This is a genomic window from Caldimonas thermodepolymerans (assembly GCF_015476235.1).
In the GTDB taxonomy this organism is placed as follows: Bacteria; Pseudomonadota; Gammaproteobacteria; order Burkholderiales; family Burkholderiaceae_C; genus Caldimonas; species Caldimonas thermodepolymerans.
The window spans coordinates 268,529-295,528 of record NZ_CP064338.1; the positions used below are offsets into that span (position 1 = coordinate 268,529).

Here is a 27,000-nt window from a genome sequence, read left to right on the forward strand (position 1 = left end):
CTGGCACGCGGTGCTCCGGTGCACCACTGCTCAGCGTTTGCGCAGGCTCAATACCGCCCGCAGCAGCTTGCGCCACAGCGGCATCGTGCTCGGACCCTGCTCGCGCCAGGCCAGCAGCTCGTCCAGTGCGCGCTCCGGCGTCGTGAACGCCCCGGTGATGCGGCTGACGTACGTGGGATACAGGATCAGTGCCCCCGCCACCAGCTCGTCCAGCGTCAGCCGGCGGGTCCGGCGTTCGCACCGGTGGGCGTCGGTGGTCAGCCCCCAGCCCGCATAGAAAGGCAGCCCCTGGCAGCGCACCGGTTTGCCACGCAGCAGCGCCTCAAAGCCTGCGAGTGAGGTGAGCACGTGCAGTTCATCGACCTCGGCGAGCAGCGCGTGCATCGGCGCGTCGATCACGATCTCGTCGCACAGCTGTGCGGCTTCGGATTCTCCCTGCCCCTGCTTGCGCAGCCCGGCCACCACGTCCGGATGCGGCTTGTAGACGAGGTAGGCGTCAGGCGCGGCCCGGCGGGCGGCGCGCAGCAGGTCGATGTTGGTCCGCACGCCCGGGGCGCCGTAAGCGATCGAGGCATCCGACTCCACCTGCCCGGGCACCAGCACCACCTTGCGGGCTGCCGAAGGGCGGCGCCAGCTGCCCGCGCCGACGTTGTACTTGGTCAGGCCCGCGCCGACGATGCGCTCGCGCAGCGCACGGGCGCGCTCGAGCATGGCGCCGTCGAAGGTCGCGGTCTGCAGCAGCGTCTCCAGGTCCGAAGGGCGCGTGGCGTCGTAGTACATGCCGGTGCGGTCCATCACCCATGACAGCGGCCGCACCAGGTCGGCCCCCAGGCCCACCGAGCGCAGGAAGCCGTCTTCCAGGCGCACGAGCGACGGGGCGGGCGAGGCGGGCAAGGCCGGTTCCTTGCGGCCCCATACCGCCAGGGTCGAGCCCCCCGGCACCTGCGCCGGCTTGCGCACGAAATGCACGTCGCTGCCGGAGAAGAACGCACGCACGATGGGCTTCTTCCAGCGCGAGAACGCGAGGGCATGCACCCGCGGCGGAAAGCGTCCGCGCATGCGACGCTGCAAGGCCATCCAGTCCATCAGTCGTTCCGGCTCGCAGCGCCGCAGGGTCTCCGGATCGATGTAGCGGGGGTACTCGATCAGCGCGCCGTGGACCAGATCGTCCAGCGTCGCCGGGTGCCGGCGCCCGGGCGCCGGCAGCTCGTCGGTGGTCAAGCCCCAGCCTGCATAGAACGGCATCCCGAAGCAGCGCACCGGGCGGCTCCACAGCAGCGCCTCGAAGCCCATCTGTGACGTGACCGTATAAACCGCGTGCGCTGCTTCGAGCAGATTGCACGGGTGCGCGTCGCTGCCCAGCACGTGCACCCGTGCGGCCTGCCCGGGGGTGAGGGCATCGAAGTGCCCGCGCTTGCGGCCGGCGACCACATCGGGGTGCACCTTCAGCAGTACCGGCAGCTGCGGGTGCTCGTCCAACGCCGCTTCCAGCATGCGTGCGAAGCTGGTCGCATCGGCTGCGCCATAGCGGATCGACGCGTCGCCGAAGGTCTGGTCGACGACCAGCACGTACGGGCCTTCCAGGGGCGGCGCCGCTTCTCGCGCATGGTTGTACTTGGACAGGCGCCCGGCACACCACCGCTGGCGCAGCGCGGCGGCGCGTCTACGCTCGTCCTCGCTGTGCTGGCGGGCAATGAGCGCCTCGATGCGCGACGGCCCCGAGGCGTCGTAGTAGATGCCCTGGTCGTCGAGCACGATGGACAGGGGCGGGTCCTGGTTGCCCAGGCCGACCGAACGCAGGAAGCCATCTTCGACGCACCACACGGGCAGACCGTGTCTAGTGGCAAAAGCCTCAGCTATACGAGCGCTGGGCTTGCGGCCCCAAGCAAGCACGGCCCTGCAGTCCCTCGCCTGCTTTCCGCTGGGGCGAACAAGCTGGGCGTCATCTAGCAGCGACGACAGCGTGGAAACTCTTCCGATACCTGCAGTAACGATTGCAAGAAACAAAGTGGAGGCTGAAGAAGGAAGTTGAGTTGATTTCACGGGATGAATCCCCCGCCCGACTTGTGCAGCAGAGCCCTGTCAGGGGAAAGGGTAAACCCCGTGCATCACCCGACTTGTGCTGCAGAGCCGAGCGCATCCGCCAACCTGTCCGACAACGCATCTTCGAACCCCATTCACCGCCGCGGAAAAGCAAAACGCAGTGGCCGGAGGAATTGAACTCTTGAATCTCCAAAGAACGCATGCGGGTCACGAAACAACTTCCGAAGCTTTGCCGCCCACTTATCCTTCCTGCGAGTTACTGCAGTTTCTCGGACTGCAATCTTCTCGCGGTTTCCCTCCTGCTCGAGATCAAGCCTGAACCTCTCAAACAAGGGCGAGCCCGTTGAGATTCTTCTTTCTTCCGGACGCTGGTAGATCACAGGATGCATGCCCGGTATTCTGATTTCATAGAAATCGATGCCCGTTGTGATGTTGCGCAGAGATCCATCTTTCTCCTGCCGGATCTTGGTGCTGGGTCTCCCGAACGAGTAGAAGTCATTTCTCAGATAATGAATGAACTGGTAGACCCGCTCCATATCAACCGTGTATGATGAAGTCACCTGACTGCAGAAGGCTGCCGGATCAACCGCCGACGCGCACTGATTGATGCCCTGAAACGCATAGAACGCGTTTCCGAATACATAGCATGGTTTTCCCATCATCGCGGCATAAACACCAACGCCGGAGTTGATTACAGCGACTGCATCCGCCAATTCGAGCAAGTCTATGAAATGAGTATCATCGGGCACGAGCTGAGCGTGCTGCAAGGTCGGAACTTCTGATTCCAGAGGATGTTTCTTGCAGAGGACGACCCAACCGCGACGATTGAGCTTTTCCGCCGCTTCATCAATGAATTCAAGAAACGCCTCTTGCGACCCTACCCCCCCTGCGAAGTGACGGATGACGGTGTCGCTGGGTCGCTGCAGCGGAACGAACAACACCTTCCGTCCACCGACCCTTAGTTTTGCGGCCAACCCCTCACCACTGATGCGCAATCCTTGCCTTTCAAGGGTATTCGCCCCCGTCAGGACCTCATTGATGTATCGAATGACAGCGCTTCTCTCATCGGAAGTGAGGTCCCTCTGCCAGTTCTGCTCCGCGTAACTGGCCGAATCAAAGTTGAATCCCCTGTTGTCGAAGAACCAGCTATCGGGCAAAGCCCCTCTCTCCCAACAGAGATAGGGGAATCCGGTCCGACGGCACCAGTCGTAAACTTCAAGACGCGCTGGATTGGCATAGGGGTTGGGGAAAAGCATGGCCTGCACTCCGTGCTGCTCGATGAGCGCGGCAAGATCCGCATCCAGCAGGCGCATCTCATCGTCCACGAAATCCTGCTCGTTCACGAAGAGGACTTCGCCGAGAATGGGAAGCACGTCCTTCAAGCAGTCCGCCGGAGCCGTGCGCGGTTTGCCGAACATGATGAACTTCCCGAACCGCGCCCCGGTGGATACCAGAGGCGACGGATGCTGCCTGTTGCTATCGAACTTCCTGAAAAATTCCAGCCAGATCTCCCTGTTGGCTGCCAAGTTGGCGTAGAAGGAATTGGACCTTGGCCTGGGATGCCACAGATGAATCACGAAGATGTTCGCCATCATGGCATGGCGTCCAAGCAAGGAGAGCTGAGAACGGAATCCACGATAGGTCGCCGTATCCCAGGTTTTTGTGTCGTGGTAATAGTCACGCGCCCGCGGAAGCGCCCCTTCCTCAACCATGAGTCTATGGTAAAGCTCGAAATCCTCGTATCCGTGTCCGCGAAACTCCGGTCGGTGCCCGCCCACCGAAAGATAATGCAGCCTGTCAACAACCATCACGGAAGAACAGGGGGCCATATTCTGTATGGCGTGATTGTCTCCATCGAGCCAACGCAGATAGAAATCCAGCATGCGCTGATCTTCGCATGACGCAAGAAACTCGTCAGTGCCCTCCTGCGTCAGGTAGAGACAGGGGACGGTGAAGAATTTCTTCTTTTGCCTCGAAATTCCATAAGACGACATGAACCGCACCAGACGATCGAAGAAATCGTCTGAGAAGCGAAGATCCACATCGAGGAATGTTACCGCACGACCTGTTGCGTGCGTGACACCATAGTCGCGCGCAGCGCCAATTGAAAAGACCTGGCCCGCGGTATCATGATGGATGTATCTCACCCCGTTCTCTTCGCAGATGCTCGAGATGTTCTTGCGAAGTTCGGTTGGCGATCCTGAGTCAATCACGATGAACTCAACTTCTCGAGTATTCTTGAAGCACTTGCACAATCCTTCAAGCCGTTCCACCAGGTAAGGGGAACTCGGGTCAGCCCTGAACGGAACGATGACGCTGAGTTGCGTGCTCGCGGGGGAGTGGACGAGGTCTTTCATTTCTTGGTTCTGGTTTCTATTTGCAGCTGTGTCGCTACATTCTGGTAGTCGGACGTTGGATGTCCAACAATTACGACTTTTTTCATGCGCCTTTGTGACTGGATTGGCGGAGTCAAAAGCTCTCTTGATCAGAGGCCAAGAAGTACTTTGGCGGACACAGCAATCTGGTAAAGAATCTGCGTGATGCCGCGCGTCAGCTCGACGCTCTTGGTCTCGATCTTGGGCAGCACCATGATCTCGTCCCCGGGGTTCAGGCGGGTGCCGTCGGTCGCCGGGACCACCAGCCCGTTCTGACGCACGACGATCAGCCGCGCCTTGTCGGCGCCCTGGTTGTAGCCGCCGGCCTGGGCGATGTAGTCGTCCGGGGTCGCCTGGGGGTGGTAGACCAGCGCGTTGGGGAACAGCACCTCGCCGCTCACGAGCACCAGGTTGCTGGTCTCGGGCACGAAGACGACGTCGCCATCCTCCAGCAGGGTCTCGCCGGCATCGCCCTGCTCGGGCAGCACCACCTGGCCGCGCGGTTGCACGGCGCGGGCGCGGTCGACGAACTTCAGGATCTGCTCGGCTTCCCGGGTACGCAGCGCCGCTTCCTCGCTGGTGGCGCTGCGCGCCGTCAGCGCGTAGGTTTCGAGGCTGCGCAGCGAGGCCTCGAGCATCTCCCGCTGCCGTTGCGCCACCGACTTGCGGAACAGCTGCAGGGCCGCGACGTTGGCCTGCGGGGCGGGCTGCAGGCGCTGGATCACGTCCTTCAGGCGCGCGCCGTAGGGCAGCACCACGCTGCGCGGGCCCAGGTGAGCGCCCTCGATGCGGACCAGGATGGTGCCGGGGTACTTGTCCGCGGTGATCGTGACCTCGTCGCCGTTCTGGATCATCACGTCATCGGCGGCCGACAGCGGGTGGTACTCGCTGCGGCGCTCCGGGCCGACCTTGCGCACGATGCTGATGTGGGTGGCGCCGGGCTTGGGCCGCGCCACGGCCAGCACGGTGCTCGCCGGCACCTGCTGTTCGCCGAACTCGAAAACGTAGGGGTTGAGCACCTCGCCCGAGACCTGCACGGTGTACTTGCGCGGGTAGGCGACGATGGTGTCGCCGTCCTGCAGCTGGATGTGCTCGATCTGGCCGTCCAGCAGGAAGCGGTACAGGTTGAACTTCGCGCGCACCTGCCCGCCGCGCAGCACGTCCACTTCCAGGTAGCTGCCGCGGTCGGGGTCGATGCCGCCGGCCTGGTCCAGGTAGTAGAGGATCGAATCCGACGACAGCCCGCCGTACAGGCCCGGCGCCTTCACGAAGCCCGTCACGTAGACCTTGACCGGCTGTGCCGCGGCCAGCGTGGCGTAGACGCCGACGTTGGAGCGGAACACGCGCTTGATCTGCGCCTCGACCTGGGCGTTCAGGTCGGCGTTGCGCACGCCGAGCACGCGCACCGGCCCGACATTGGGGATGAAGATGTTGCCCTGGGCGTCCACCGGTTGGGCAGCTTCGAAGTTGAACGCGCCCCACATCCGCACGTTGATGCGGTCGCCGACGGCGATCTGGTAGTCGGGGTTGAAGCCGGTGAACGGCACCGCCCCGAAGCGCCCGGTGAAGATCTGCGAGCCGAACACCACCGGCTGGTCGGCCGTGGCCGGGTTGGGGGGCAGCGGCGCCTGCAGCGCCGGTTGTGCAGGGGCGGCGGCATTGGCCGCGTTGCCGGTGACGGACGGTGCCAGGCCGGCCGGGGCGTTGCCGTTCTTCGGCTCGGCGGCGCGCTCCTGGGCGCTGGGCGCGTCCGTGAGGCCACGCGGGCTGGTGCTGATCGGGTCGTTGAAGGCCTGGGCCTGCACGTGGGACGAGAGCAGCGCCCCGCAGCACAGGACGGCGAGGGCGGGCTCGCGCAGGACGGCGAGCAGGCGGCGGAGCAGGGAAAGGCGTGCACGCATGGGCTTCAATCCTGGTGATCACGGATGGTCGCCACGACGAGGCTGACCACTCCATAAATAAGGCAGCACACGACCAGCAGGGTCGCGAGGTTGTACCAGCGGCGGGGGTATTCCGCGATCTCGGGCAGCACCGGGGGCTCCACCACCACCAGGCTCTTGAGCTTGCGGGTGGCCTCGATGCGCGCGCTCTCCACGGCCGCCAGTGCCAGCTTGTACGCGTCCTCCGCAAAGCCGACCTGCAGTTGCAGGTCGTGGAACTCGGCCGCTACCGCGTTGATCCGGTCGCCGTTCTTGCCGGCCGTGGCGCGCAGGCGTTCCTCGTCGATCTGCTGGCGCAGGGCGTTGATCTGGCTGCGCAGTGCCTTGACCTGGTAGGAGTCCTCGTTCAGGTAGGTCAGCGCGTTGCGCAGTTCGGCCTCCTGCCGGGTGAGCGCGGCCTGCAGCTCCGCGGTCAGCGTGCCGGTGGCCTGGGCCTGGGCCAGCGGGTCGAGCAGCTTGTGCTTGGCCTGGAAGGCGATCAGCTGGCGCTTGGCTTCCTGCAGGCGGGCGGTGGCGCGCTCGAGCTCGGCCTCGGCGAACTGACCCTGCTCGCGCGCCATGCGGTGCGACAGCTCGTTCACGAAGCGCTCGCTCTCCTCGAGGATGGCGCGGTTGAGCGCCTGGGCGAACTCGGGCTCGAAGCCCTGTACCCGCACCGTCAGCAGGCCGGAGATGTCGTCCATCAGCACTTCGACGCGGCTGCGGTAGTACTCGAGGAACCACTCCTGGCTGGTGCCGCCCCACAGGCGGAACAGCGGGTCGCGCAAGGGGGTGCCGAAGTGCTCGCGCAGCTTGAGCTGCTGGTCGAGCTTTTGCAGCAGGCCCATCGAGTGGATGTAGGTCTGCAGGTACAGGGTGTCCTCCCGCGAGGCGGGCGTCAGGCCGGCCAGCAACAGGGCCGCGCCGGACATGCCCCCGGTCGGCGCGTTGGAACTGGTCTGCCGGACGGTGATGACGGATTCGCTGACATAGCGGTCGGCGGAAAAGACCAGGAAATACACCGTCGCCACCAGCATGGGCAGGTACACCAGCGCCCACTGCAACCGCTTTGCGGTGAGACGGGAAACGAGCTTCATCATGGTTTTGCCGCCGCCTTCTTGAGACTGCCTTGATAAGCCGCGATACCGGCCTCGACGTCTTCGTACAGCGTCGCCTGGCCTTGGTCGACGAGCACGACGACGTCGCAATATTCCTTGATGTCGTTCATGTTGTGGGAGACGAGGATCATGTTGGCCTGGCCGACCCGGCTGTCGAAGACGGCCCTGCTCTTGGCCCGGAACTGGGCATCGCCCACGGCCATGGCTTCGTCGATCAGGTAGTAGTCGAAATCGAACGCCATGCTGAGCCCGAAGGCCACCCGCGAGCGCATGCCGGAGGAGTAGGTCTTCATCGGCAGGTCGAAGTGCTCGCCGATCTCTGCGAATTCCTCCACGAAGCGCACCTTCCTGAGCATGTCTTCATGCGAGGTGCCGTAGATCCGGCAGACGAACTTGACATTCTCCCGCGCGGTCAGCGACCCCTGGAACCCGCCGGACAGCCCCACCGGCCAGGAGATGCTGACGTCGGTGACCACCTCGCCTTCGTTGGGCGCCTCGATGCCGCCCAGCAGGCGCATCAGCGTGGACTTGCCGGCGCCGTTGCGCCCGATCAGGCCGATGCTGACGTCGTCCGGGAAGCGGAAGTTGAGGTTGCGGAACACGTAGCGGCGCCCATGGGGCGTCGGGTACCACTTGGTGAGGTTGCGCAGCTCGATCATCGCTACACCACCGAGGCCAGCTGATGGCGGCGCAGCCGGTACAGCATCAGCGCCAGGAACAGGCTGAGAAGGGCAAATCCGGCCGGGTAGGCGAGGTTGATGCCCTGCAGCACGCGGTACTGCGGGAAGAAGCTGGCGCGCGACAGCTCGATCAGGTGCAGCACGGGATTGAGCTGCAGCAGTGGCAGGTACTGCGGTGGGATGGTATGGACCGGAAAGATCACGCCGGAGACGAAATACAGCGGCAGGAGCGAGATGCGCACGATGGCCCGCGCCTGCGGTATCTCGTTGGTGACCACCGCAAAAAACAGCCCGAGGGAGGCGCCCAGCATGATCAGGACGGCGCTGACGCCAGCCAGTTCCAGTGCTCGCACCGGCAGGAAGTGGAACCCCAGCCAGCCCAGCGTGCCCAGGGCGATCAGGTAGACGATGCTTTGCAGGGAAATTTCCAGCATCGCCCGCGCGATGACGGTGTCGATCGGCTTGACCTGCCGGTAGGCGAACAGGCCCCGGTTCGAGTCGATGGCCTCCATCAGCCGGGTCACCAGCCCGCGGAACATGAAGAACGGGATCAGCCCGGTGATCAGGAACACCGGGTATTCGATGCTGGGCATGGCGGCGCGGTGCGCCAGGCTGAACAGCGTGGTCATCACCGCGATGTGCGCCACGGGTTCCAGCAGCACCCAGAACACCCCCAGCCACCGTCCGCCCAGGCGGGTCTTCAGCTCGCGCAGGAACAGGGCGAAGAGGACGGCCTGCTGGATCTGCCACGGGCTGCGTTTGACGCGCGGCGAGCGCTCACTCACAGCCAGCCTCCTGAGGCGTGCGGCCCTCCGGGCGGGCGTGCGGCAATGCCGTGCGGGATGCCGCGGCCGACGGATGAACCAGATGCATGTGAATGATGTACTACCGGCGCCATGCGCATGAAACCAGAGAACCAGCCCGCAAGGGCCGCGACGCCGGGTGGAAACTGTCGCCCGCGGAGGACGACCTCAGCGGCCCGGAGCACGTAGCCGGCACCGGGCCAAGCCGGGATGAAATTGTACGGGCGACATGCGCCAGGGCATGTGTCGGATACCGCACGACGTCTCCTCTTGGCGGGAAACGGGGCGTAACGGGTCGGGTCGCCGTCGCCCCGCCCGGCCTGCTGGCAGGGCCTGACCTAGAATCGCACGATTCTACGTAAGTGCCTGCCCACCACGGCGCCGGGCCCGCGCCGGGCCGGGAACATACCGATGACTGTCTCCACCACCTCCTCGACCGACACCCTGTCGCAGGACTTCGTCCGCTTCGCCGTCGAAGCGGGCGTGCTGCGCTTTGGCGAGTTCAAGACCAAGGCGGGGCGCCTGAGCCCCTATTTCTTCAACGCCGGCCTGTTCAACGACGGTGCCCGGCTGGGCCGGCTGGCCGAGTTCTATGCGCAGCGGCTGATCGCCTCGGGGCTGGAGTTCGACATGCTGTTCGGCCCCGCCTACAAGGGCATCACGCTGGCGGCGGCGGTGGCCGTGGAGCTGGCCCGGCGGGGGCGCAACGTCCCGTTCGCCTACAACCGCAAGGAAGCCAAGGACCATGGCGAGGGCGGGGTGCTGGTCGGCGCGCCGGTGCAGGGCCGGGTGCTGATCATCGACGACGTGATCTCGGCCGGCACCTCGGTGCGCGAGTCGATCGCGATGATCCAGGCGGCCGGCGCCACCCCCTGCGGCGTGGCGATCGCGCTGGACCGACAGGAAAAGGCGACGGAAAACGGCAACGATGCGCCATATTCGGCAGTCCAGTGGGTCGAACGGCAGCTCGGCTTGCGCGTCTGCGCGATTGCCACCCTCTCGGACTTGTTGCAGTATCTGCAGTCCACCGCCGATCCGCAGCTGGGCACGCATTTCGCTAGCGTGGCCGCCTACCGCGACCGCTATGGAGTGTGAGGCGGCGCGACCCCACAACGACCAGACACGCCAATGAACCAGGCCGGGTTGACGAGAAGACTCTTGACGCTGGCCGCTGCCATGGGCGCCGTCGCTGCGAGCTGGCCCGTGGCGGCCCAGGGCATCTACACCTGCACCGATGCGCGGGGGCGCAAGCTCACTTCGGATCGCCCCATCATCGAATGCCTCGACCGTGAACAACGGGTGATGAACAAGGACGGCTCCACGCGCAGCGTGCTGCCGCCCAGCCTCACGGCCGAGGAGCGCGCCGAGCTCGAGGCCAAGGAACGCCGCCGCGCCCAGGAGCGCCTGGCGCAACAGGACGCGGTCCGCCGCGACCGCATGCTGCTGACGCGCTACCCCACCGAGGCGGACCACCAGCGCGCCCGCGAGGTGGCGCTGGACGACGTGCGCAAGGCCATCGAGAACTCGCACCAGCGCATCGCCGAGCTCGAGAAGGAGCGCAAGCCGCTGCTGGACGAGGCCGAGTTCTACAAGGGCAAGCCGCTGCCCCCGAAGCTCAAGCAGTCGCTCGAGTTCGTCGACGTGGCGGTGGAGGCGCACAAGACGCTGATCGCCAACCAGGAAGCCGAGCTGCGCCGCATCAACGACCTGTTCGACCAGGAACTGGAGCGCCTGCGCAAGCTGTGGGCCGGCGCCAAGCCCGGCACCCTGCCGTTGCAGGCGGACGACGCCGGCGCGCGCGGCACCACGCTGCGCTGAGGCGGCGCCCGCTCAGTCCCCGCCCGCGGCCGGCGCCAGCGAGCGGTCGATGTCGACGTAGCGCCAGAAGTCGCGCGCGAACGGGTGGCTGCGGTAGCCGATCACCCACGGATGCACCAGCGTCGTCGTGATGCGGTGCGTGTGGATCTTGTAGGGCATGTACGCGACCAGCAGCTTCTTGGCCCGGGTCATCAGCTCGAAGCGCTCCGGGCCGTCGGGCAGGCGCTGCTGGCGCTCGTAGATCCGGTTGAACTCGGGCAGGTCGAAGCGCGCGTGGTTGCCCGAGCCCTTGTTGGGACCGTAGGCCAGCGCGAGGAAGTCGTCGCCGTCGGGCACGGTGGCGCTGTAGCCCACCCCCCACATCATCAGCTTGCCGGCACGCGAGAGCTTGAGCTGCTCGGGCCACTTGGCGTAGCGGAACACGATGCGCACGTTGATCGCGTCCATGTTCTTCTTCCACAGCTCGTTGAACTCGCGCGCCAGGGAGTCCGGGCCGGAGGCCAGCTCCAGCACCAGCGGCGAGCCGTCGGGCAGGTCGCGCCAGCCGTCGCCGTCGCGGTCCACGTAGCCGTACAGGTCCAGCAGCGCGCGCGCCTTGGCGCGGTTGAACTCGCCCATCTCGCTGCGGAAGTCCGGGTCGTAGCCGTAGGTCATCGGCGGGATGCTGGACTGCGCCGGGATGGCCTGGTGGCGGCGCGCCAGGCGGATCTCCTGGTCGACGTCGACGGCCAGCGCGATCGCGCGGCGCAGCGCCACCTTCTCGGGCGTGTAGCCGCCGACCACCGGGTGCTCCATCTGGAAGTAGGTCAGCGTGATGTCGGGCGACAGCGAGCGGTCCATGCGGATGCCGCGGCGCGCCAGGTGCGGGGCCAGCTCGCCGTTGGGCACCGCGAGGGTGGCGAACTCCAGCGGCACGCCGACCAGGTCGATCTCGCCGTTGAGGAAGGCCAGCCAGCGTGGCTGCGACTGCTCGATGATGGAGATCTCGACCCGGTCCACCAGCGGCAGGCGCTTGCCCTGCAGGCGGCGCGCGATCTCCTGCCCGACGGGGTCGTCCGGCGCCGGCTGGGCGCTGAACACCTCTTCGCGGTAGCCGGGGTTGCGCTCCAGCACCATCATCGACGAGCGGCGCCACTGCACCAGCCGGAACGGCCCGGTGCCCACCGGGTGCTCCATGATCGCGTCGCCGTAGGCCTCGACCACCTCGCGCGCCACCGCGCCCATGACGCTGGGGTCGGACAGCAGGAAGTGGAAGCGCGGGCCGGGCTCGGCCAGCCGGATCCGGAAGGTGTAGCGATCCAGCGCGCGCAGGCCCTCGACCTCGGTGTCGTAGGGGAAGGGCCGGCCCTGTTCCAGCACCTTGGCGCGCAGCTCGGACAGGCCCAGGATCTTCGCGTTCTCGAGCGCGTACAGGCTCGGGCTCTTCCAGCGCGGGTCGTAGTGGCGCTTGATCGAGTAGACGTAGTCGTGCGCGGTCAGCTCGCGGCGCCGGCCCTGGAAGGCCGGGTCGTCGGCGAAGTAGATGCCGGGCCGGATGCGGAACGTGAAGGTGGTGAAGTCGTCCGAGATCTCCGGCATCGCGGCCGCGGTCTGCGGCACCAGCCTGGCCGGCCGGGCCAGGTAGTCGTAGGTCAGCGGGGCCTCGAAGATGTGGGCGGCGACGATGCGCGAGTACAGATCGGAAATCTGCGCGGGGTCGAAGCCGGTCTCGGCCACCGGCAGCGCGTAGCGCAGCACTTTCGGCGCGGCGGCCACCTGGGCATGCGCGAGCGGGACCGCCGCCAGCGCGGCGGCCAGCAGCAGCCCTTGGAACCATCGTCGCAGCATCCGGGTCTCCTTCGCGATTGCGCGCCGCCTAGCATACGGCGATGCCGCCGCGCCGGGCGCGGTTAGACTGCCCGGCACACCGTCTTGCACGTGCACGAAGGACCTGCGCCGCCCATGGCTGCCTACCTGCTGCGACGCCTCTGGCAGATGATCCCGACCCTGGCGGGCGTGATCCTGCTGGTGTTCTTCCTGTTCAAGGGCTTCGGCGGCGACCCGGCGGAGATCCTTGCCGGCCTGGCGGCCACGCCCGAGCAGATCGCCGCGATCCGCCAGCAGCTGGGGCTGGACCGGCCGCTGCCGGAGCAGCTGTGGATCTTCGTCAGGCAGATCCTCACCTTCGACTGGGGCCGCAGCTGGGCCACCAACGAACCGGTGGCGTCGTTGTTCGCCAGCCGGCTGCCGGCGACGCTGACCATCATGCTGCCGCTGCTGGTGCTGGAAGTGACGCTGGCCATTCCCCTCGCGCTGGCCGTGGCCGCGGTGCGCGGCAGCCTGACCGACCGCGCCATCGTGATCGTCACGACGGTGGCGATGTCGATCTCCTTCCTCGTCTACATCATCGTCGGCCAGTGGCTGTTCGCCTTCAAGCTGGGATGGTTCCCGGTGCAGGGCTGGTCGGACTCGCCGTGGACCAACCTCGTCACCTACGCGCCGCTGCCGGTGCTGCTCGCGGTGGCGGTGTCGCTGGCGCCGCAGACGCGGCTGTACCGCAGCTTCTTCCTCGACGAGATCGGCCAGGACTACGTGCGCACCGCCCGCGCCAAGGGGCTCAGCGAGCCGGCGATCCTGCTGCGCCACGTGATGCGCAACGCACTGATCCCCATCCTCACCAACATCGGCGCCGGGCTGCCGGGCGTGTTCGTCGGCTCCTTCCTGATCGAGGTGTTCTTCTCGGTCCCCGGGCTGGGGCGGGAGGTGCTGCTGGCGGTCAACCGCAGCGACTACCCGGTGATCCAGGCGGTGACCATCTACCTCGCGGTGCTGACCATGGTCATCAACCTCGCCACCGACCTGCTCTACAAGTGGGTCGACCCCCGGGTGGTGCTCAAGTGAGCACGGCGGCCGACACGCCCGTTTCCATGCCGCCCGCGCGCTCGCCGGGCGTCTGGCAGCTGGCCTGGCGGCGTTTCCGCGCCGACCGTGTGGGCATGGTCTCGCTGGTCGTGGTGCTGGCCTTCTTCGTGATGATCGCGCTGGCGGCGTTGGGCTGGATCGCCGGCGACTGGCAGGCCGAGGTGGGCGAGCCCTACGCGCCGCCGTCCTGGCTCGGGGCGCCGCCTGCCCAAGCGCCGGCGCAGGCGCTGCCGGTGCCGCAGGGGCCGCCGGTGGACCTGTCCGACGTCGACCCGCTGGCGCCGCGCTATGCCGAATGGGCCGAGCGCACCGCGCAGGTCGCCAGCCATGAGCCGCCACGCGCGCGCACGCTGCCGCTGGGCGGCGACCGCCTCGGGCGCGACGTGCTGGCCAAGGCAATCAAGGGGGCGCAGGTCTCGATCCTCGTCGGCGTGCTGGCCGCGGTCGTGGCCACCGCGATCGGCACGCTGCTGGGGGCGCTGGGCGGCTACTTCGGCGGCAAGGTGGGCGACTTCCTCGAGTGGGTCTACAACGTCTTCACCTCCATCCCCGGCATCCTGCTGATCTTCGCCTTCGCGGCGGTGCTGGGCCGCGGCGTCGACACCGTGGTGTGGATCCTGGGGCTGACCGGCTGGACCGGCGTGTATCGCCAGATGCGCGCCGAGTTCATCAAGCATGCGGTGCGCGAGTACGTGCGTGCCGCGCAGGCCATCGGTGCCGGGCGCTGGTCGCGCATGTTCCGCCACATCCTGCCCAACGTCAGCCACGTGGTGCTGGTGCAGCTGTCGCTGCTGGTGGTGGGCTTCATCAAGGCCGAGGTGATCCTGTCCTACCTGGGACTGGGCGTGCCGGTCGACCAGGTGTCCTGGGGCACGATGCTGGGCGAGGCGCAGAACGAGATGCTGCTCGGCCACTGGTGGCAGCTGGCGGCGGCGACTGCCTTCATGGCGGTGTTCGTCACCGCCTTCTCGCTGCTCACCGATGCGCTGCGCGACGCGCTGGACCCGAGGCTGCGGGGGCTGGAGTGATGCTGCTCGAGATCGACGACCTGCACGTGTCCTTCCGCATGGAGCGCGGCGCGCTGGTGCATGCGGTGCGCGGCGTCAGCCTGCAGGTCCCGGCCGACCGCACGGTGGCGCTGGTGGGCGAGTCCGGCTCGGGCAAGAGCGTGACCGCGATGTCCATCCTCAACCTGCTGCCGGACAACGCGCAGCGGCGCGGGCGGGTGCTGTTCGAGGGCCGCGACCTGCTGCAGGCCGCCCCGCGCGAGCTGCGCGCCCTGCGCGGCCGCGCGATCGCCTGCGTGTTCCAGGAGCCGATGACCTCGCTCAACCCGGTGTTCCCGGTCGGGCGCCAGATCGCCGAGCCGCTGGTGCGGCACCTGGGCCTGTCGCGGCGCGAGGCGCTGGCGCGAGCCGAGCACCTGCTCGAGGAGGTCGGCCTGCCCGAGCCGAGGCGGCGGCTGCACGCCTACCCGCATGAACTGTCCGGCGGGCAGCAGCAGCGCGTGATGATCGCGATGGCACTGGCCTGCGAGCCGCGGCTGCTGATCGCCGACGAGCCGACCACCGCGCTGGATGTCACCGTGCAGCGCCAGATCCTCGAGCTGCTCGCCAGGCTCAAGGAACGGCACCGCATGAGCATGCTGTTCATCAGCCACGACCTGGGCGTGGTCGGCGAGATCGCCGACGAGGTGGTCGTGATGCGCCACGGCCAGGTGCGCGAGCGCGGACCGGTGCAGCGCATCTTCGCCGCGCCGCAGGACGCGTACACGCAGGCGCTGCTGGCCTGCCGGCCGTCGATCGAGGCGCCGCCGGCGCGCCTGGCCGTCGTCGACGACCACGTCGCACGGCGTGTCCACGAGACCCGGGCCCGTCCCAAGGATCCGCACGCGCCGGTGGTGCTGGAGGTGCAGGCGCTGTGCAAGGGCTTCCGGTTCCGGCAGGGGCTGTGGGGTCGCCGCGAGTTCCAGGCGGTGCAGGGCGTGAGCTTCCGGCTGCGGCGCGGGCACACGCTCGGCGTGGTCGGCGAATCCGGTTCGGGCAAGACCACGATGGGGCTGGCGCTGCTGCGCCTGCACGGGCCGGCGAGCGGGCCGGTGTCGGGCAGCGCACGCCTGCACGGGCCGGACGGCGCGGTGGACCTGCTGCAGCTGGGCGAGGCGCAGTGGCTGCCGATGCGCCGGCGCGTGCAGATCGTGTTCCAGAACCCCTACGCCTCGCTGAACCCGCGCTTCACCGTGGGGCAGACGCTGGTCGAGCCGATGCAGATCCACCGCATCGGCGCCACGCGCGCCGAGCGCGAGGCGCGCGCGCGGCGGCTGCTCGAGAAGGTGGGGCTCGACGCGGCGGCGATGCACAAGTACCCGCACGAGTTCTCCGGCGGCCAGCGCCAGCGCATCGCGATCGCGCGCTGCCTGGCGCTCGAGCCCGAGGTGCTGGTGCTCGACGAGGCCGTCTCGGCGCTGGACGTCTCGGTGCAGGCGCAGGTGCTGAACCTGCTCAAGGACCTGCAGGACGAGCTCGGGCTGGCCTACGTCTTCATCAGCCACGACCTCGCGGTGGTGCGCTTCATGGCCGACGAGGTGCTGGTGATGAAGGACGGGCGCGTGGTGGAGCAGGGGCCCGTCGAGGCGGTGCTGTCGGCGCCGCGCGAGGACTACACGCGCCGGTTGCTGGCAGCGATCCCGGGACGCGCGGGACGGCGCGGGAGCGCACGCGCGGACTAGGCGTGCGCCGTGCATTGGCATGGCGCTTGCAGCGATGGCCCGTCCTGCTTGCCACGGAGGCTGTCATGCACGAAGCTGGTGCAGCGACCCCGTCCGCCGCGCGTGCCGTTCCTGCACCGGGCCGTCTCTGGGAGGACCGGCTGCGCCTGCTGCTCGAGTCCACCGGCGAAGGCATCTACGGCGTGGACGTGACCGGCCGCTGCATGTTCATCAACCGCGCGGGGGCCCGCATGCTGGGCTACGAGCCGCACGAGGTGCTCGACCGCGACATGCACCAGCTGGTGCATCACACGCACGGCGACGGCACGCACTACCCCAGCGAGGACTGCCCGATCTACAACGCGTTCCGCCGCGGCGTGCCGTGCCGCGTCGACGACGAGGTGCTGTGGCGGCGGGACGGCAGCTGTTTCTATGTCGAGTATTCCTCCTATCCCATCTTCGAGGGCGGCCAGGTGCAGGGCGCCGTGGTCACCTTCGTCGACATCACCGAACGCCGTCGCGCGGCCGAGCTGCTGCGCCAGACCAACGACGAGCTGGAGTGCCGCGTGGCCGAGCGCACGCGCGAGCTGAGCGACGCGCTGGCGCAGCTGCGCAAGCTGTCGGCCTACCTGGAGCGCGTGCGCGAGGACGAGCGCACCCGCATCGCCCGCGAGATCCATGACGAGCTGGGCAGCCTGCTGGTGGCGCTCAAGATGGACGTCGCCTGGCTGGCACGCCGCGTCGAGGACCGCCCGCCGCTGCACGCCAAGTGCGGCGCGATGTCCTACCTGATCGAGACGGCGGTCGAGAACGTGGGGCGCATCATCACCGACCTGCGCCCGTCCATCCTCGACCACCAGGGCCTGTGGGCCGCGCTCGAGTGGCAGGCGCAGGAGTTCGCGCAGAACTGCGAGCTGCAGTGCGACTGGCGCATCGACGTCGAGTCCGGGCTGCCGCCGCTGCCGCAGCAGCTGGCCAACGCGGTGTTCCGCATCTTCCAGGAACTGCTCAGCAACGTCGCGCGCCACGCGCAGGCCAGCGCCGTGCGCATCCGCATCGAGGCGCGCGGCGGCTGCCTGCGCCTGGAAGTGGCCGACAACGGGCGCGGCGCGCCGGTCGAGGCGTTCGAGAGCGCGCAGGCCTATGGCGTGCTCGGCATGCGCGAGCGCGCCGGCCACCACGGCGGGCGCCTGCGCATCGACAGCACCCCGGGGCAGGGCACGCGCGTCGAGCTCGTGCTGCCGCTGCCCGGCACCACCCTGTCCGACTTCGCCCGCCTGTCATGATCGACGTGCTCATCTGCGACGACCACTGGATCGTCCGCCAGGGCCTCAAGCAGACGCTGGAAGACGCGCCGGACATGCGCGTGGCCGGCGAGGTGCCCGACGGCCCCTCGTGCGTGGCGCGCGTGCGCGAGGGCGGCGTCGACGTGGTGCTGCTCGACATCGCGATGCCCGGGCGCGACGGGCTGGACGTGCTGCGCCAGCTCAAGGGCGAGCACCCGCGCCTGCCGGTGCTGATGCTCAGCACCTACCCCGAGCGCCATTACGCGGTGCGCTGCCTCAAGCTGGGCGCGGCGGGCTACCTCAACAAGAGCGCCGACCCGGAGGCGCTGCTCGCGGCGATCCGCAAGGCGGCCTCGGGTGGCGTCTACGTGACGCCCTCGATCGCCGAGGCGCTGGCGACCTCGCTCAGCGACACCGCCGGCAAGCAGGTGCACGAGATCCTCTCGCACCGCGAGTACCAGGTGTTCCGCCTGATCGCGCAGGGCTGCAGCGTGAGCCAGATCGCCGAGCAGCTGCACCTGTCGCCCAACACCGTGAGCACCTACCGCGCGCGCATCCTCGAGAAGACCGGCACGCGCAACGACGTCGAGATCGCGCTCTACGCGGTCCAGCAGGACCTGATGCCGGTCTGAGCCGCGCGCCGTGTAGGGCTGGTACTACACGCTGTCCCCGCCAGCCCCACAGCGGGATCGTGGCGGGCGCGATGCCGCGGAACGTGCCGCGTTCCTAGAGTTCCCCTGACGCCCCTGGTCGGAAAGGAACCCCAGATGTCTCGCTACTTCGACCCCTACGACGCCGATCGCCCGCTGGTGATGCGCTGCAGCTGCGGCCGCCACCGCACGCCCGAGGAGCACACCGCCGAGCAGGCCGCCTCCGCGCTCAAGCGCCGCGCGGCGGAGATGGACTTCCAGCAGTACGCCAGCGACTACATCGAAGCCACGGTCGTCAAGGCACTGTTCCCGCGCGACGCGGTGCGGCGCCGCTTCCTGCGCGCGGTGGGCAAATCCGCCGCGATGGGAGCGATCGCGAGCGTCGTGCCGATCACCAGCCTGCAGGCCATGGCGCAGGAGCGCGGCCCGCTGGAGAAGAAGGACCTCAAGGTCGGCTTCATCCCGATCACCTGCGCGACGCCGCTGATCATGGCGCACCCGCTGGGCTTCTACGCCAAGGAAGGGCTCAACGTCGAGGTCGTCAAGACCGCCGGCTGGGCGCTGATCCGCGACAAGATGCTCAACAAGGAATACGACGCGACGCACTTCCTGTCGCCGATGCCGCTGGCGATGTCGCTGGGCGCGGGCTCGAACGCGGTGCCGATGCGCGTGGCGACGATCCAGAACACCAACGGCCAGGCCATCACGCTGCACGTCAAGCACAAGGAGCGGCGCGACCCGAAGGACTGGAAGGGCTTCAAGTTCGCGGTGCCCTTCGAGTATTCGATGCACAACTTCCTGCTGCGCTACTACCTCGCCGAGGCCGGGCTGGATCCGGACCGCGACGTGCAGATCCGCGTCGTGCCGCCGCCCGAGATGGTGGCCAACCTGCGCGCCGGCAACATCGACGGTTACCTGGGCCCGGACCCGTTCAACCAGCGCGCGGTGTACGAGGAGGTCGGCTTCATCCACGTGCTGAGCCGCGACCTGTGGAACGGCCACCCCTGCTGCGCGTTCGGCACCTCGGCCGAGTTCATCCAGCAGCACCCCAACAGCTTCGCCGCGCTGTTCCGCGCCGTGCTGACCTCCGCCGCGATGGCGCGCGAGGCGCGCAACCGCGAGCTGATCGCCAAGGTGATCGCGCCCCAGGCCTACCTGAACCAGCCCGAGGTGGTGCTGCGCCAGGTGCTCACCGGCCGCTTCGCCGACGGCCTGGGCAACATCCGCAACGTGCCCGACCGCGCCGACTTCGACCCCATCCCGTGGCAGTCGATGGCGGTGTGGATGCTCACGCAGATGAAGCGCTGGGGCTACCTCAAGGGCGACGTGGACTACCGCCAGCTGGCCGAGCGCGTGTTCCTGCTCACCGACGCGAAGAAGCACATGAAGGAACTGGACCAGAAGGTGCCGGATGGCGCCTATCCGAAGTTCCGCATCATGGGCCGCGAGTTCGACCCGACGCAGCCCGAGGCCTACCTGCAGGGCTTCGCGATCCGGCGCAGCTGAAGGAACCTGCCGCATGAAGCGTCTTGCCGTGTCTTCGGCGCTGGCGCCGGCCCTGCTGTCGGCGCTGCTGCTGGCGGTGCTGGTCGGCGTCTGGCACCTGGCCACGCTGCCCTCGGGCGGGGCGGCCGCCCCCCTCACGCCCGAGCAGCTCGAGTACCTGGAGCTGATGGGCAAGGCGCCGGGCGACGGGGGCGGTGCCCGCTCGGGCTTTCCGACCCCGGCCGAGATGGGCCGCACCATCGTGCAGCACCTGTCGCAGCCGTTCTACGACAACGGGCCGAACGACAAGGGCATCGGCCTGCAGCTGCTGTACTCGCTCGGCCGAGTCGGGCTGGGCTACCTGATCGCTGCCTGCGTGGCGATCCCGCTCGGCTTCGTGATCGGCATGTCGCCGCTGGTCTACCGCGCGCTGGACCCGTTCATCCAGGTGCTCAAGCCGATCTCGCCGCTGGCCTGGATGCCGCTGGCGCTGTACACGATCAAGGACTCGTCGGTCTCGGGCATCTTCGTGATCTTCATCTGCTCGGTCTGGCCGATGCTGATCAACACCGCCTTCGGCGTGTCCACCGTGCGGCGCGACTGGCTCAACGTGGCCCGGACCCTGGAGGTGAAGCCGCTGCGCCGCGCCTTCGAGGTGATCCTGCCCGCGGCCGCGCCGACCATCCTCACGGGCATGCGCATCTCGATGGGCATCGCCTGGCTGGTGATCGTCGCGGCCGAGATGCTGGTCGGCGGCACCGGCATCGGCTACTTCGTCTGGAACGAGTGGAACAACCTGTCGCTGACCAACGTGATCTTCGCGATCCTGGTCATCGGCGTGGTCGGCATGCTGCTGGACCTGATGTTCGCGCGGCTGCAGAAGGCGGTGTCGTATGTCGAGTGAATCCCGTCCCTTCCTGCAGGTCGAGGGCCTGGCCAAGCGCTACCCCGGCGCCGGCGAACCCGTCTTCGAGGGCGTCAACTTCACGGTCGAGCGCGGCGAGTTCGTCTGCATCATCGGGCACTCCGGCTGCGGCAAGACCACCATCCTCAACGTCCTGGCCGGGCTGGAGTCGGCCAGCGAGGGCCATGTCTTCATGGACGGACGCGAGGTGGTCGGCCCGAGCCTGGACCGCGGCGTCGTGTTCCAGGGCCATGCGCTGCTGCCGTGGCTGAGCGTGCGGCGCAACATCGCCTTCGCGGTGCGCTCGCGTCGCCCGCACGCCTCGCGCGCCGAGATCGACGCCGAGGTCGAGAAGTACGTCGCGCTGGTGGGCCTTGGCCACGCGATCGACAAGAAGCCGGCGCAGCTGTCCGGCGGCATGAAGCAGCGCGTCGGCATCGCACGCGCCTTCTCGATCCAGCCCAAGATGCTGCTGCTGGACGAGCCGTTCGGCGCGCTGGATGCGCTCACGCGCGGCACCATCCAGGACGAGCTGCTGCGCATCTGCGCCGAGACGCGCCAGACCGTGTTCATGATCACGCACGACGTCGACGAGGCGATCCTGCTGGCCGACAAGATCCTGCTGATGAGCAACGGCCCGCGCGCGCGCATCGCCGAGATCGTCGAGAACCCGCTGCCGCGTCCGCGGCACCGCGCCGACCTGCACTACCACCTGGACTACTACCCGCTGCGCAACCACCTGGTCGACTTCCTGGTGCTGCGCGCGGCGGGGCTGGCACACGGCAAGGCACCCGAGCGACCGCGGGTGGTGCGGCCCGGCGCCGAGCCGGCGGCGCCGCAGGCCGGCGAGGGCGCACGGGCGCCGCTGCAGCGCATCGCCTGAGGGCCGCGCGATGGAACCTGCCCGACCGCCCCTGCCGCCCTTCACGCCCGAGACGGCCGCGCTCAAGGTGCAGCTGGCCGAGGACGCCTGGAACAGCCGCGACCCGGGGCGCGTCGCGCTGGCCTACGCCGAGGACGCGGTGTGGCGCGACCGCACCGCCTGCGGCCGCGGGCGCGACGCGATCCGCGAGTTCCTGCGCCGGCAATGGGCGCGCGAGCTGGACTGCCGGCTGCGCAAGGAGCTGTGGAGCTTCACCGGCTGCCGCATCTCGGTGCGCTTCGAGTCCGAGTGGCACGACGCCGCCGGGCGCTGGTTCCGCTCGCACGGCAACGAGCAGTGGGAGTTCGACGAGCGCGGGCTGATGCGCTACCGCGAGGCGAGCGTCAACGACCAGCCGATCGACGTCTCCGAACGCAAGTTTCTCTGGCCGCGCAGGTGAGGCCGCATTTTCAACAGGAGCCGAGCAACATGAGCAGACTGGAAGTGACCGAGAAGATCGTGGCCGCCAAGGTGGCCAAGGGCCTGAAGTGGGCCGACGTGGCCGCCCGCGTGGGCATGAGCAAGGAGTGGACGACCGCCGCGTGCCTGGGGCAGATGACGATGACGGCCGAGCAGGCCCGGGTCGTCGGCGAGCTGTTCGACCTCAGCGAGGAAGAGTGCAAGTGGCTGCAGGTGGTGCCTTACAAGGGCTCGCTGCCCACCGCCATCCCGACCGACCCGCTGATCTACCGCTTCTACGAGCTGGTCAACGTCTACGGGACCACCTTCAAGGAGCTGATCCACGAGGAGTTCGGCGACGGCATCATGAGCGCCATCGACTTCAAGATGGACCTCGCGCGCGAGGAAGACCCCAAGGGCGACCGCGTGCGCATCGTGATGAGCGGCAAGTTCCTGCCGTACAAGACCTACTGAGCCGCAAGCGGGCGGGGCGTCGCGCGCCCCGCCGCGGCAGGCGCGGTCAGCGCAGGTCCGACTGCTTCTCGATGATGCGGCCGACCAGGCCATAGTCCAGCGCCTCCTCGGGCGACATCCAGCGGTCGCGCTCGATGTCGGCCATCACGCGCTCGAAGGGCTGGCCGGTCTCGCGCGCAATCGTGCGGGCCACGCGTTCGCGCGCCTTGATGATCTCCTTGGCCTGGATCGCGATGTCGGTGGCCTGGCCGCCGGCGCCGCCGCTCGGCTGGTGGATCAGGAAGCGGGTGTTGGGCAGGCAGAAGCGGCGCTCGCGCGGCACCGACAGGTACACGTGCGTCGCGGCGCTGCCGACCCAGCCGGTGCCGATCATGTTGACCGGCGCGGAGATGAAGCGCACCACGTCGTGGATGCTGTCGCCCGACTCGAGGTGGCCGCCGGGCGAGGACACCAGCATGTCGATCGGGGCGTCCGACTCCGCCGACAGCGCGATCAGGCGCCGCACGATGTCCTGCGCGACGCTGTCCGTGATCGGGCCGAACAGCAGGACGGTGCGCGCCTTGAAGGCCTTTTCCTCGAGGAACGAGGTGCGGGGATCGATGGAGGGGGTGGGCGTCGGAGTTTCCATGGTCGTCAACCTTTCGCGGATCGGGCCGATCTTAGTGCGGACCGCGCGCGGGCGCGTCACGAGCGGTCGGCGCCGGAGGACCAGCCGGGCAGCGTGTAGCCGGTCAGCAGCGCTGCCACGCGCAGCGCCGCCGCGGTGAAGGCGCCCAGCAGCAGGCTGGCCTCGTGGCCCAGGCCCCAGTGCTGCGCCGCCCACAGCACCCAGCCGCCGGCGAAGGCGCACACCGCGTACGGCCGGTGGTCGCGCAGCGCGGTCGGGATCTCGTTGCAGACGATGTCGCGCAGCACGCCGCCGAAGGTGGCGGTGATCACGCCCATCAGCACCGCGACGATGCCGGGCAGGTCCTGCGCCAGCGCAAGCTGGGTGCCGGTGGCGCTGAACAGGCCCAGCCCCAGCGCGTCGGGCCACTGCATGGCCCGCTCGGTCGGCTCGAAGTGCCGCGTGCGCAGGAATACCATCGCGGCGGTGCACAGCACCAGCAGCACCCACAGCCATTCGCTGTGCGACACCCACACGAACGGGCGCCGGTCCAGCAGCACGTCGCGCAGCGTGCCGCCGCCGAAGGCCGCCAGCCCGGCCACCAGGCAGACGCCCACGGCGTCCAGGCGCTTGCGCGCCGCCTCGAGCAGGCCTGACAGGGCAAAGGCCAGCGTGCCGCAGGCTTCGACGGCGGTCAGGGCCAGGGAAAGCAGGGGGGTGTTCGACGACATGGGCCCCATTGTCCCTGCTGGCGGTGTGGCGCCGCTCGTCGGCCCGGCTTGCAACTTCGCACGACCGTGCTAAATTGATCCGCATGGAAGCCAAGACCGGCCGCAGCGAGCTCACCCGCGCGGCGATCATCGATACCGCCTTGCTGATGGCCGCCGCCGAGGGGCTGGAAAGCCTCACGATCGGCGAAGTCGCCAAGCGGCTGGGCATGTCCAAGAGCGGCGTGTTCTCGCGCGTGGGCTCGCGCGAGGCGCTGCAGGCGGCGGTGATCGAGGAATACGACCGGCGCTTCCTGCAGGACGTGTTCGTGCCGGCGATGCGCGAGCCGCGCGGCCTGCCGCGCCTGAACGCGATCGTGCGGCTGTGGCTCAGGCGCGTCGACGCCGTCGAATCGCGCCTGGGCTGCATCTACTGCGCCGGCGCCTTCGAGTTCGACGACCGCGACGGGCCGCTGCGCGACCTGCTGCTCGACGGCGTGATGCGCTGGCGCGCGACGCTGCGCCGCACCGTGCTGCAGGCGGTCGAGCAGGGACACCTGCGGCCCGAGACCGACGTCGACCAGCTGGTGTTCGAGATCGACGGCCTGTTCATCGCGCTGATGCGCGACGCCCGCTTCCTGCGCGACCCGCGCGCCGCCGAGCGCGCCTGGAAAGCCTACGAGCGCCTGATCCGCGGCTGCCTGGCCACCCCGGCCGACGCCGCCTTGCCCCGGGACTGACCCCATGCGTTTCCCGCCGCACGCCGTCGGTCCGTTGTCGTCCTCAACTTCGCACGATCGTGCGAAATAGGAGATTGCCATGTTGATCGCCCTGGTCCTGGTCGTGGCCGTCACCGCGCTGCGCGTGGGTGTCATGGTGGCCGCCATCGTCGAGTCGGTGCCGCGCCGCAACGAGGATTTCGCGCCGCTGTGAGCCGGCGCCTGCTGCCCTTTCGCAAAGGAACCCCCATGACCGACGCCACCGCCCTGGCTGCGCCCGCCGCCCGCAGCTTCACCGCCCACCGCCTGTACCCGATGCTGCGCGCCGGACTGCGCACCGCGGAGACGCTCGCGCCGGTGTCCGTGGCGGCGCGGGTCGCCGCGCGCGTGTTCTGCACCCCGGTGCCGACCAAGCTCGCGACCCGGCACCTGCCTCCGCCCGCCGGCGTCGCGGTCGAGTCGCTGCCCTTCGAGGACGCCTCGCTGACGCTGTACCGCTGGTTCGCCGCGCCGCAGGCGCCGGTGGTGCTGCTGACCCATGGCTGGGGCGGCTGGGCCCTGCAGATGTCGGCGCTCGCCGAAGCGCTCGCCGCGCGCGGGCTGGCCGTCGTCGCGGTGGACCAGCCCGCCCACGGGCGCAGCGCCGGCTGGCGGAGCAACCTGGCCCAGTTCACACGCGCCCTGGGCTACCTGGGCGGCCGGCTCGGGCCGCTGCGGGCGGTGGTCGGCCACTCGGCCGGCGGCGCGGCGGTGACGGCGGCGCTGGCACGCGGCCTGGCGGCCGAGCGCTGGGTGGCGATCGCCGCGCCGACCGACCCGGTGCAGGTCACGCGCGACTACGCTGCGGCGTTCGGGCTGCGCGAAGCCACGCGCGAGGCCATGGTGCGCCACCTGGAGGCGCGCGAGGCGATGGTGTTCGAGCAGCTGGCCGCGCGCCATGGCGCGGACCGCCTGAGGCAGCCGGCGCTGCTGGTGCACGACCGCGGCGACACCGTGGTGCCGGTGGTGGAGTCGCTCAAGCTGCAGGCCCTGGTGCCCCAGGCCGAGTTGATGCTGACCGAAGGGCTGGGCCACCGGCGCCTGCTCAAGGACCCCGAGGTGGTGCGGCGGGTGGCGGCGTTCGTCGCCGCCTGAACTACCACCACAGCCAGGCGGCGAAGAAGAGCCCGATCATCAGGAAGGCCAGCACCACCTTGACCACCGTGGCGACCAGCAGGCCGATCCAGGTCGCCAGCCCGACCCGGGTGGCGCGCTGCGCGTCGCGCCGGGCCCAGTATTCACCGGCCATCGCGCCGGCCAGCGGCATGAACAGCAGGCCGACCAGCCCGGTGAAGATGCCCAGCACCGTGCCGAGCGCCGCCCCGGCCAGGGCCAGCGGGCTGGCGCCGGCCTTGCGCGCGCCCAGCACCGCGGCGACGTAGTCCGCCACCCAGGCGAGCAGCGCCAGCACGGTGATGACGCCGACCGTCCAGCCCGAGACGCGCACGAAGCCGTCGATCCAGGCCCCGATCACGATGCCGGCCAGCACGAGGATGGTGCCGGGCAGCACGGGCAGCACGGTGCCGAGCACGCCCAGGCCCATCAGGCCGATGGCGACGATCCACCAGACGGTGGGCGGGGCGATGAGGCCGAGTTCGGTCATGGGCAGGCTCTTCGGGGCGACGGCGATGCACCGATGATGCCCCCTGCCGCGCCACCCGTGAAATCCTTCTCGGATCGCCGCGCGGGGCTTGACACAAGACGGGAGCCGGGGGCGTGCGGTGCCGTTTTGCGTCTGACGAATCCCGCCATAAATGCAACCAAATGTATTGGCGTGCGGGTGGGCCTCCCTGGGAGAACGCCGCGGGAACGGGGATTTTCGTTACGGATCGGCGCGCTGGCACGAAAGCTGCGCTGCAAGGGCCGTCATCCGGAAAACGCAAGCCCTATGCCACACCAGTCTTCCAAACGCCGTCCGGGCTCCCTGTCGATGGTCGGCCTGGTGGCGCGCCGCAGCCGCTCGCAACTGTCGGCCGCGGTCGCGATGCATGGCCGCGGCGGGCGTTCGTCGCTGCTGCGCCTGACGCCGGCGCAGGTCGAGGAGGGACAGCGCAGCCGCTGGCCGACGCTGTCCAAGCTGTTCAGGACGCCGAGCCGCACGCCGGCCTTCCTGTGCACCGATTTCGCACCCAGCCAGTGGTTCCAGCCATGAAACAGTTTGCCGCTTCTGCGAGTGCCTCCACCGTCCTGGCCCAGCACGTGGCCGCCCAGCAGCAACGGCAGCAGCGCCCCGCGACGCTGCCGTCCGGGACGACGACAGGCCTGCGTCAGTACCAGGTGCTGCAATCCCGCGTCGAGCCCGCGCAACGCACGCTGGCGCTGCGGATGCGCTGAACCTGCGAAGCAGGCAACGAACGAGCAGTCCCCAGGAAATCTGCAACAAGTTCTGGGACGTCGAGGGAGAGGGCGGCGGTCGGGGCAGGTGAGAGCGAGAGCCCCAGCCC

The 27,000-nt window shown here is 68.6% G+C and carries 26 protein-coding genes; 16 read left to right on the forward strand and 10 right to left on the reverse strand.

What is annotated here, in order from left to right; translation table 11 throughout:
* Positions 1-30: 30 nt before the first annotated feature.
* The 6 genes from IS481_RS01330 to IS481_RS01355 form a co-directional block, all read right to left on the reverse strand.
* Complete coding sequence (locus IS481_RS01330) at positions 31-2,043, reverse strand: capsular polysaccharide biosynthesis protein (RefSeq protein WP_232529413.1); 2,013 nt, start codon at positions 2,041-2,043, stop codon at positions 31-33.
* A 134-nt stretch (positions 2,044-2,177) separates the two neighbouring features.
* Complete coding sequence (locus tag IS481_RS01335) at positions 2,178-4,400, reverse strand: glycosyltransferase (protein WP_104357766.1); 2,223 nt, start codon at positions 4,398-4,400, stop codon at positions 2,178-2,180.
* Between the two features lie 128 nt (positions 4,401-4,528).
* Positions 4,529-6,319, reverse strand: a complete 1,791-nt coding sequence (locus IS481_RS01340; protein WP_104357765.1) for a polysaccharide biosynthesis/export family protein — start codon at positions 6,317-6,319, stop codon at positions 4,529-4,531.
* A gap of 5 nt (positions 6,320-6,324) precedes the next feature.
* The gene (locus tag IS481_RS01345; RefSeq protein ID WP_104357764.1) at positions 6,325-7,437 is read right to left on the reverse strand and encodes a KpsE/RkpR family capsule polysaccharide export protein; all 1,113 of its coding nucleotides are present in this window, start codon (positions 7,435-7,437) and stop codon (positions 6,325-6,327) included.
* The gene (locus tag IS481_RS01350; RefSeq protein WP_104357763.1) at positions 7,434-8,114 is read right to left on the reverse strand and encodes an ABC transporter ATP-binding protein; all 681 of its coding nucleotides are present in this window, start codon (positions 8,112-8,114) and stop codon (positions 7,434-7,436) included. Before IS481_RS01350 ends, IS481_RS01345 begins: the two co-directional genes overlap by 4 nt.
* 2 nt (positions 8,115-8,116) lie before the next feature.
* Positions 8,117-8,920, reverse strand: coding sequence for an ABC transporter permease (locus IS481_RS01355; RefSeq protein ID WP_232529414.1), 804 nt, complete (start codon positions 8,918-8,920; stop codon positions 8,117-8,119).
* Between the two features lie 429 nt (positions 8,921-9,349).
* On the opposite strand from IS481_RS01355, the gene pyrE reads away from it, so the two are divergent.
* Together pyrE and IS481_RS01365 are read left to right on the forward strand one after the other, a co-directional pair.
* Positions 9,350-10,033 (forward strand): orotate phosphoribosyltransferase, encoded by a 684-nt coding sequence (pyrE, locus tag IS481_RS01360; protein WP_104357761.1) that lies wholly within the window; start codon positions 9,350-9,352, stop codon positions 10,031-10,033.
* A gap of 63 nt (positions 10,034-10,096) precedes the next feature.
* Positions 10,097-10,756 carry a DUF4124 domain-containing protein gene (locus tag IS481_RS01365; protein WP_232529415.1) on the forward strand — a complete coding sequence of 220 codons (660 nt, stop codon included), beginning with the start codon at positions 10,097-10,099 and terminating at the stop codon, positions 10,754-10,756.
* 12 nt (positions 10,757-10,768) lie between these two features.
* Here IS481_RS01365 and IS481_RS01370 read toward each other — a convergent pair whose 3' ends face one another.
* Positions 10,769-12,583, reverse strand: a complete 1,815-nt coding sequence (locus IS481_RS01370; protein WP_104357760.1) for an ABC transporter substrate-binding protein — start codon at positions 12,581-12,583, stop codon at positions 10,769-10,771.
* 114 nt (positions 12,584-12,697) lie between these two features.
* Between IS481_RS01370 and IS481_RS01375 the strand changes: the two genes are divergently transcribed.
* The 10 genes from IS481_RS01375 to cynS all read left to right on the forward strand — a co-directional run bounded on the left by IS481_RS01375 (position 12,698) and on the right by cynS (position 22,484).
* Complete coding sequence (locus tag IS481_RS01375) at positions 12,698-13,636, forward strand: ABC transporter permease (RefSeq protein WP_104357759.1); 939 nt, start codon at positions 12,698-12,700, stop codon at positions 13,634-13,636.
* A 26-nt stretch (positions 13,637-13,662) separates the two neighbouring features.
* Positions 13,663-14,685 (forward strand): ABC transporter permease, encoded by a 1,023-nt coding sequence (locus IS481_RS01380; RefSeq protein ID WP_104357758.1) that lies wholly within the window; start codon positions 13,663-13,665, stop codon positions 14,683-14,685.
* Complete coding sequence (locus IS481_RS01385; protein WP_104357757.1) at positions 14,685-16,385, forward strand: ABC transporter ATP-binding protein; 1,701 nt, start codon at positions 14,685-14,687, stop codon at positions 16,383-16,385. The genes IS481_RS01380 and IS481_RS01385 overlap by 1 nt, the downstream gene beginning before the upstream one ends.
* 65 nt (positions 16,386-16,450) lie before the next feature.
* Positions 16,451-17,650: a sensor histidine kinase gene (locus IS481_RS01390; protein ID WP_104357756.1), complete on the forward strand. Its 1,200-nt coding sequence runs from the start codon at positions 16,451-16,453 to the stop codon at positions 17,648-17,650.
* Positions 17,647-18,282: a response regulator gene (locus tag IS481_RS01395; RefSeq protein ID WP_104357755.1), complete on the forward strand. Its 636-nt coding sequence runs from the start codon at positions 17,647-17,649 to the stop codon at positions 18,280-18,282. Before IS481_RS01390 ends, IS481_RS01395 begins: the two co-directional genes overlap by 4 nt.
* 135 nt (positions 18,283-18,417) lie before the next feature.
* On the forward strand, positions 18,418-19,806 hold the full coding sequence (locus tag IS481_RS01400; protein ID WP_104357754.1) for a CmpA/NrtA family ABC transporter substrate-binding protein: 1,389 nt from the start codon (positions 18,418-18,420) through the stop codon (positions 19,804-19,806).
* Positions 19,807-19,819: 13 nt separating this feature from the next.
* The gene (gene ntrB / locus IS481_RS01405) at positions 19,820-20,689 is read left to right on the forward strand and encodes a nitrate ABC transporter permease (protein WP_104357753.1); all 870 of its coding nucleotides are present in this window, start codon (positions 19,820-19,822) and stop codon (positions 20,687-20,689) included.
* Positions 20,679-21,572, forward strand: coding sequence for an ABC transporter ATP-binding protein (locus tag IS481_RS01410; protein WP_104357752.1), 894 nt, complete (start codon positions 20,679-20,681; stop codon positions 21,570-21,572). The genes ntrB and IS481_RS01410 overlap by 11 nt, the downstream gene beginning before the upstream one ends.
* A gap of 10 nt (positions 21,573-21,582) precedes the next feature.
* Positions 21,583-22,011, forward strand: a complete 429-nt coding sequence (locus IS481_RS01415; protein WP_104357751.1) for a nuclear transport factor 2 family protein — start codon at positions 21,583-21,585, stop codon at positions 22,009-22,011.
* 29 nt (positions 22,012-22,040) lie between these two features.
* Positions 22,041-22,484: a cyanase gene (cynS, locus tag IS481_RS01420; RefSeq protein ID WP_104357750.1), complete on the forward strand. Its 444-nt coding sequence runs from the start codon at positions 22,041-22,043 to the stop codon at positions 22,482-22,484.
* 46 nt (positions 22,485-22,530) lie between these two features.
* On the opposite strand, the gene IS481_RS01425 is transcribed toward cynS, so the two are convergent.
* Positions 22,531-23,112, reverse strand: coding sequence for an ATP-dependent Clp protease proteolytic subunit (locus tag IS481_RS01425; protein WP_104357749.1), 582 nt, complete (start codon positions 23,110-23,112; stop codon positions 22,531-22,533).
* 56 nt (positions 23,113-23,168) lie between these two features.
* Positions 23,169-23,822, reverse strand: a complete 654-nt coding sequence (locus IS481_RS01430; protein WP_104357748.1) for a trimeric intracellular cation channel family protein — start codon at positions 23,820-23,822, stop codon at positions 23,169-23,171.
* Positions 23,823-23,905: 83 nt separating this feature from the next.
* On the opposite strand from IS481_RS01430, the gene IS481_RS01435 reads away from it, so the two are divergent.
* Positions 23,906-24,538, forward strand: a complete 633-nt coding sequence (locus tag IS481_RS01435) for a TetR/AcrR family transcriptional regulator (protein WP_104357747.1) — start codon at positions 23,906-23,908, stop codon at positions 24,536-24,538.
* Positions 24,539-24,766: 228 nt separating this feature from the next.
* Entirely contained in the window at positions 24,767-25,651 is an 885-nt protein-coding gene (locus IS481_RS01440) for an alpha/beta hydrolase family protein (protein WP_104357746.1), read from the forward strand.
* Between the two features lies 1 nt (position 25,652).
* On the opposite strand, the gene IS481_RS01445 is transcribed toward IS481_RS01440, so the two are convergent.
* Entirely contained in the window at positions 25,653-26,159 is a 507-nt protein-coding gene (locus IS481_RS01445; protein WP_104357745.1) for a DUF456 domain-containing protein, read from the reverse strand.
* 285 nt (positions 26,160-26,444) lie between these two features.
* On the opposite strand from IS481_RS01445, the gene IS481_RS01450 reads away from it, so the two are divergent.
* Together IS481_RS01450 and IS481_RS01455 are read left to right on the forward strand one after the other, a co-directional pair.
* Positions 26,445-26,708: a hypothetical protein gene (locus IS481_RS01450; RefSeq protein ID WP_132765918.1), complete on the forward strand. Its 264-nt coding sequence runs from the start codon at positions 26,445-26,447 to the stop codon at positions 26,706-26,708.
* Positions 26,705-26,890 (forward strand): hypothetical protein, encoded by a 186-nt coding sequence (locus IS481_RS01455; RefSeq protein ID WP_104357743.1) that lies wholly within the window; start codon positions 26,705-26,707, stop codon positions 26,888-26,890. The genes IS481_RS01450 and IS481_RS01455 overlap by 4 nt, the downstream gene beginning before the upstream one ends.
* The last annotated feature ends 110 nt before the right edge of the window (positions 26,891-27,000 follow it).

Excerpts from the sequence above, each read along its gene's own strand:
- IS481_RS01455 (WP_104357743.1), top strand. The coding sequence starts at position 26,705 with ATGAAACAGTTTGCCGCTTCTGCGAGTGCCTCCACCGTCCTGGCCCAG.
- IS481_RS01430 (WP_104357748.1), bottom strand. The coding sequence starts at position 23,822 with ATGTCGTCGAACACCCCCCTGCTTTCCCTGGCCCTGACCGCCGTCGAA.
- IS481_RS01390 (WP_104357756.1), top strand. The coding sequence starts at position 16,451 with ATGCACGAAGCTGGTGCAGCGACCCCGTCCGCCGCGCGTGCCGTTCCT.
- IS481_RS01435 (WP_104357747.1), top strand. The coding sequence starts at position 23,906 with ATGGAAGCCAAGACCGGCCGCAGCGAGCTCACCCGCGCGGCGATCATC.
- IS481_RS01340 (WP_104357765.1), bottom strand. The coding sequence starts at position 6,319 with ATGCGTGCACGCCTTTCCCTGCTCCGCCGCCTGCTCGCCGTCCTGCGC.
- IS481_RS01450 (WP_132765918.1), top strand. The coding sequence starts at position 26,445 with ATGCCACACCAGTCTTCCAAACGCCGTCCGGGCTCCCTGTCGATGGTC.
- cynS (WP_104357750.1), top strand. The coding sequence starts at position 22,041 with ATGAGCAGACTGGAAGTGACCGAGAAGATCGTGGCCGCCAAGGTGGCC.
- IS481_RS01410 (WP_104357752.1), top strand. The coding sequence starts at position 20,679 with ATGTCGAGTGAATCCCGTCCCTTCCTGCAGGTCGAGGGCCTGGCCAAG.
- IS481_RS01395 (WP_104357755.1), top strand. The coding sequence starts at position 17,647 with ATGATCGACGTGCTCATCTGCGACGACCACTGGATCGTCCGCCAGGGC.
- IS481_RS01385 (WP_104357757.1), top strand. The coding sequence starts at position 14,685 with ATGCTGCTCGAGATCGACGACCTGCACGTGTCCTTCCGCATGGAGCGC.
- IS481_RS01345 (WP_104357764.1), bottom strand. The coding sequence starts at position 7,437 with ATGATGAAGCTCGTTTCCCGTCTCACCGCAAAGCGGTTGCAGTGGGCG.
- pyrE (WP_104357761.1), top strand. The coding sequence starts at position 9,350 with ATGACTGTCTCCACCACCTCCTCGACCGACACCCTGTCGCAGGACTTC.
- IS481_RS01335 (WP_104357766.1), bottom strand. The coding sequence starts at position 4,400 with ATGAAAGACCTCGTCCACTCCCCCGCGAGCACGCAACTCAGCGTCATC.
- IS481_RS01440 (WP_104357746.1), top strand. The coding sequence starts at position 24,767 with ATGACCGACGCCACCGCCCTGGCTGCGCCCGCCGCCCGCAGCTTCACC.
- IS481_RS01425 (WP_104357749.1), bottom strand. The coding sequence starts at position 23,112 with ATGGAAACTCCGACGCCCACCCCCTCCATCGATCCCCGCACCTCGTTC.
- ntrB (WP_104357753.1), top strand. The coding sequence starts at position 19,820 with ATGAAGCGTCTTGCCGTGTCTTCGGCGCTGGCGCCGGCCCTGCTGTCG.
- IS481_RS01380 (WP_104357758.1), top strand. The coding sequence starts at position 13,663 with ATGCCGCCCGCGCGCTCGCCGGGCGTCTGGCAGCTGGCCTGGCGGCGT.
- IS481_RS01415 (WP_104357751.1), top strand. The coding sequence starts at position 21,583 with ATGGAACCTGCCCGACCGCCCCTGCCGCCCTTCACGCCCGAGACGGCC.
- IS481_RS01375 (WP_104357759.1), top strand. The coding sequence starts at position 12,698 with ATGGCTGCCTACCTGCTGCGACGCCTCTGGCAGATGATCCCGACCCTG.
- IS481_RS01370 (WP_104357760.1), bottom strand. The coding sequence starts at position 12,583 with ATGCTGCGACGATGGTTCCAAGGGCTGCTGCTGGCCGCCGCGCTGGCG.
- IS481_RS01445 (WP_104357745.1), bottom strand. The coding sequence starts at position 26,159 with ATGACCGAACTCGGCCTCATCGCCCCGCCCACCGTCTGGTGGATCGTC.
- IS481_RS01350 (WP_104357763.1), bottom strand. The coding sequence starts at position 8,114 with ATGATCGAGCTGCGCAACCTCACCAAGTGGTACCCGACGCCCCATGGG.
- IS481_RS01400 (WP_104357754.1), top strand. The coding sequence starts at position 18,418 with ATGTCTCGCTACTTCGACCCCTACGACGCCGATCGCCCGCTGGTGATG.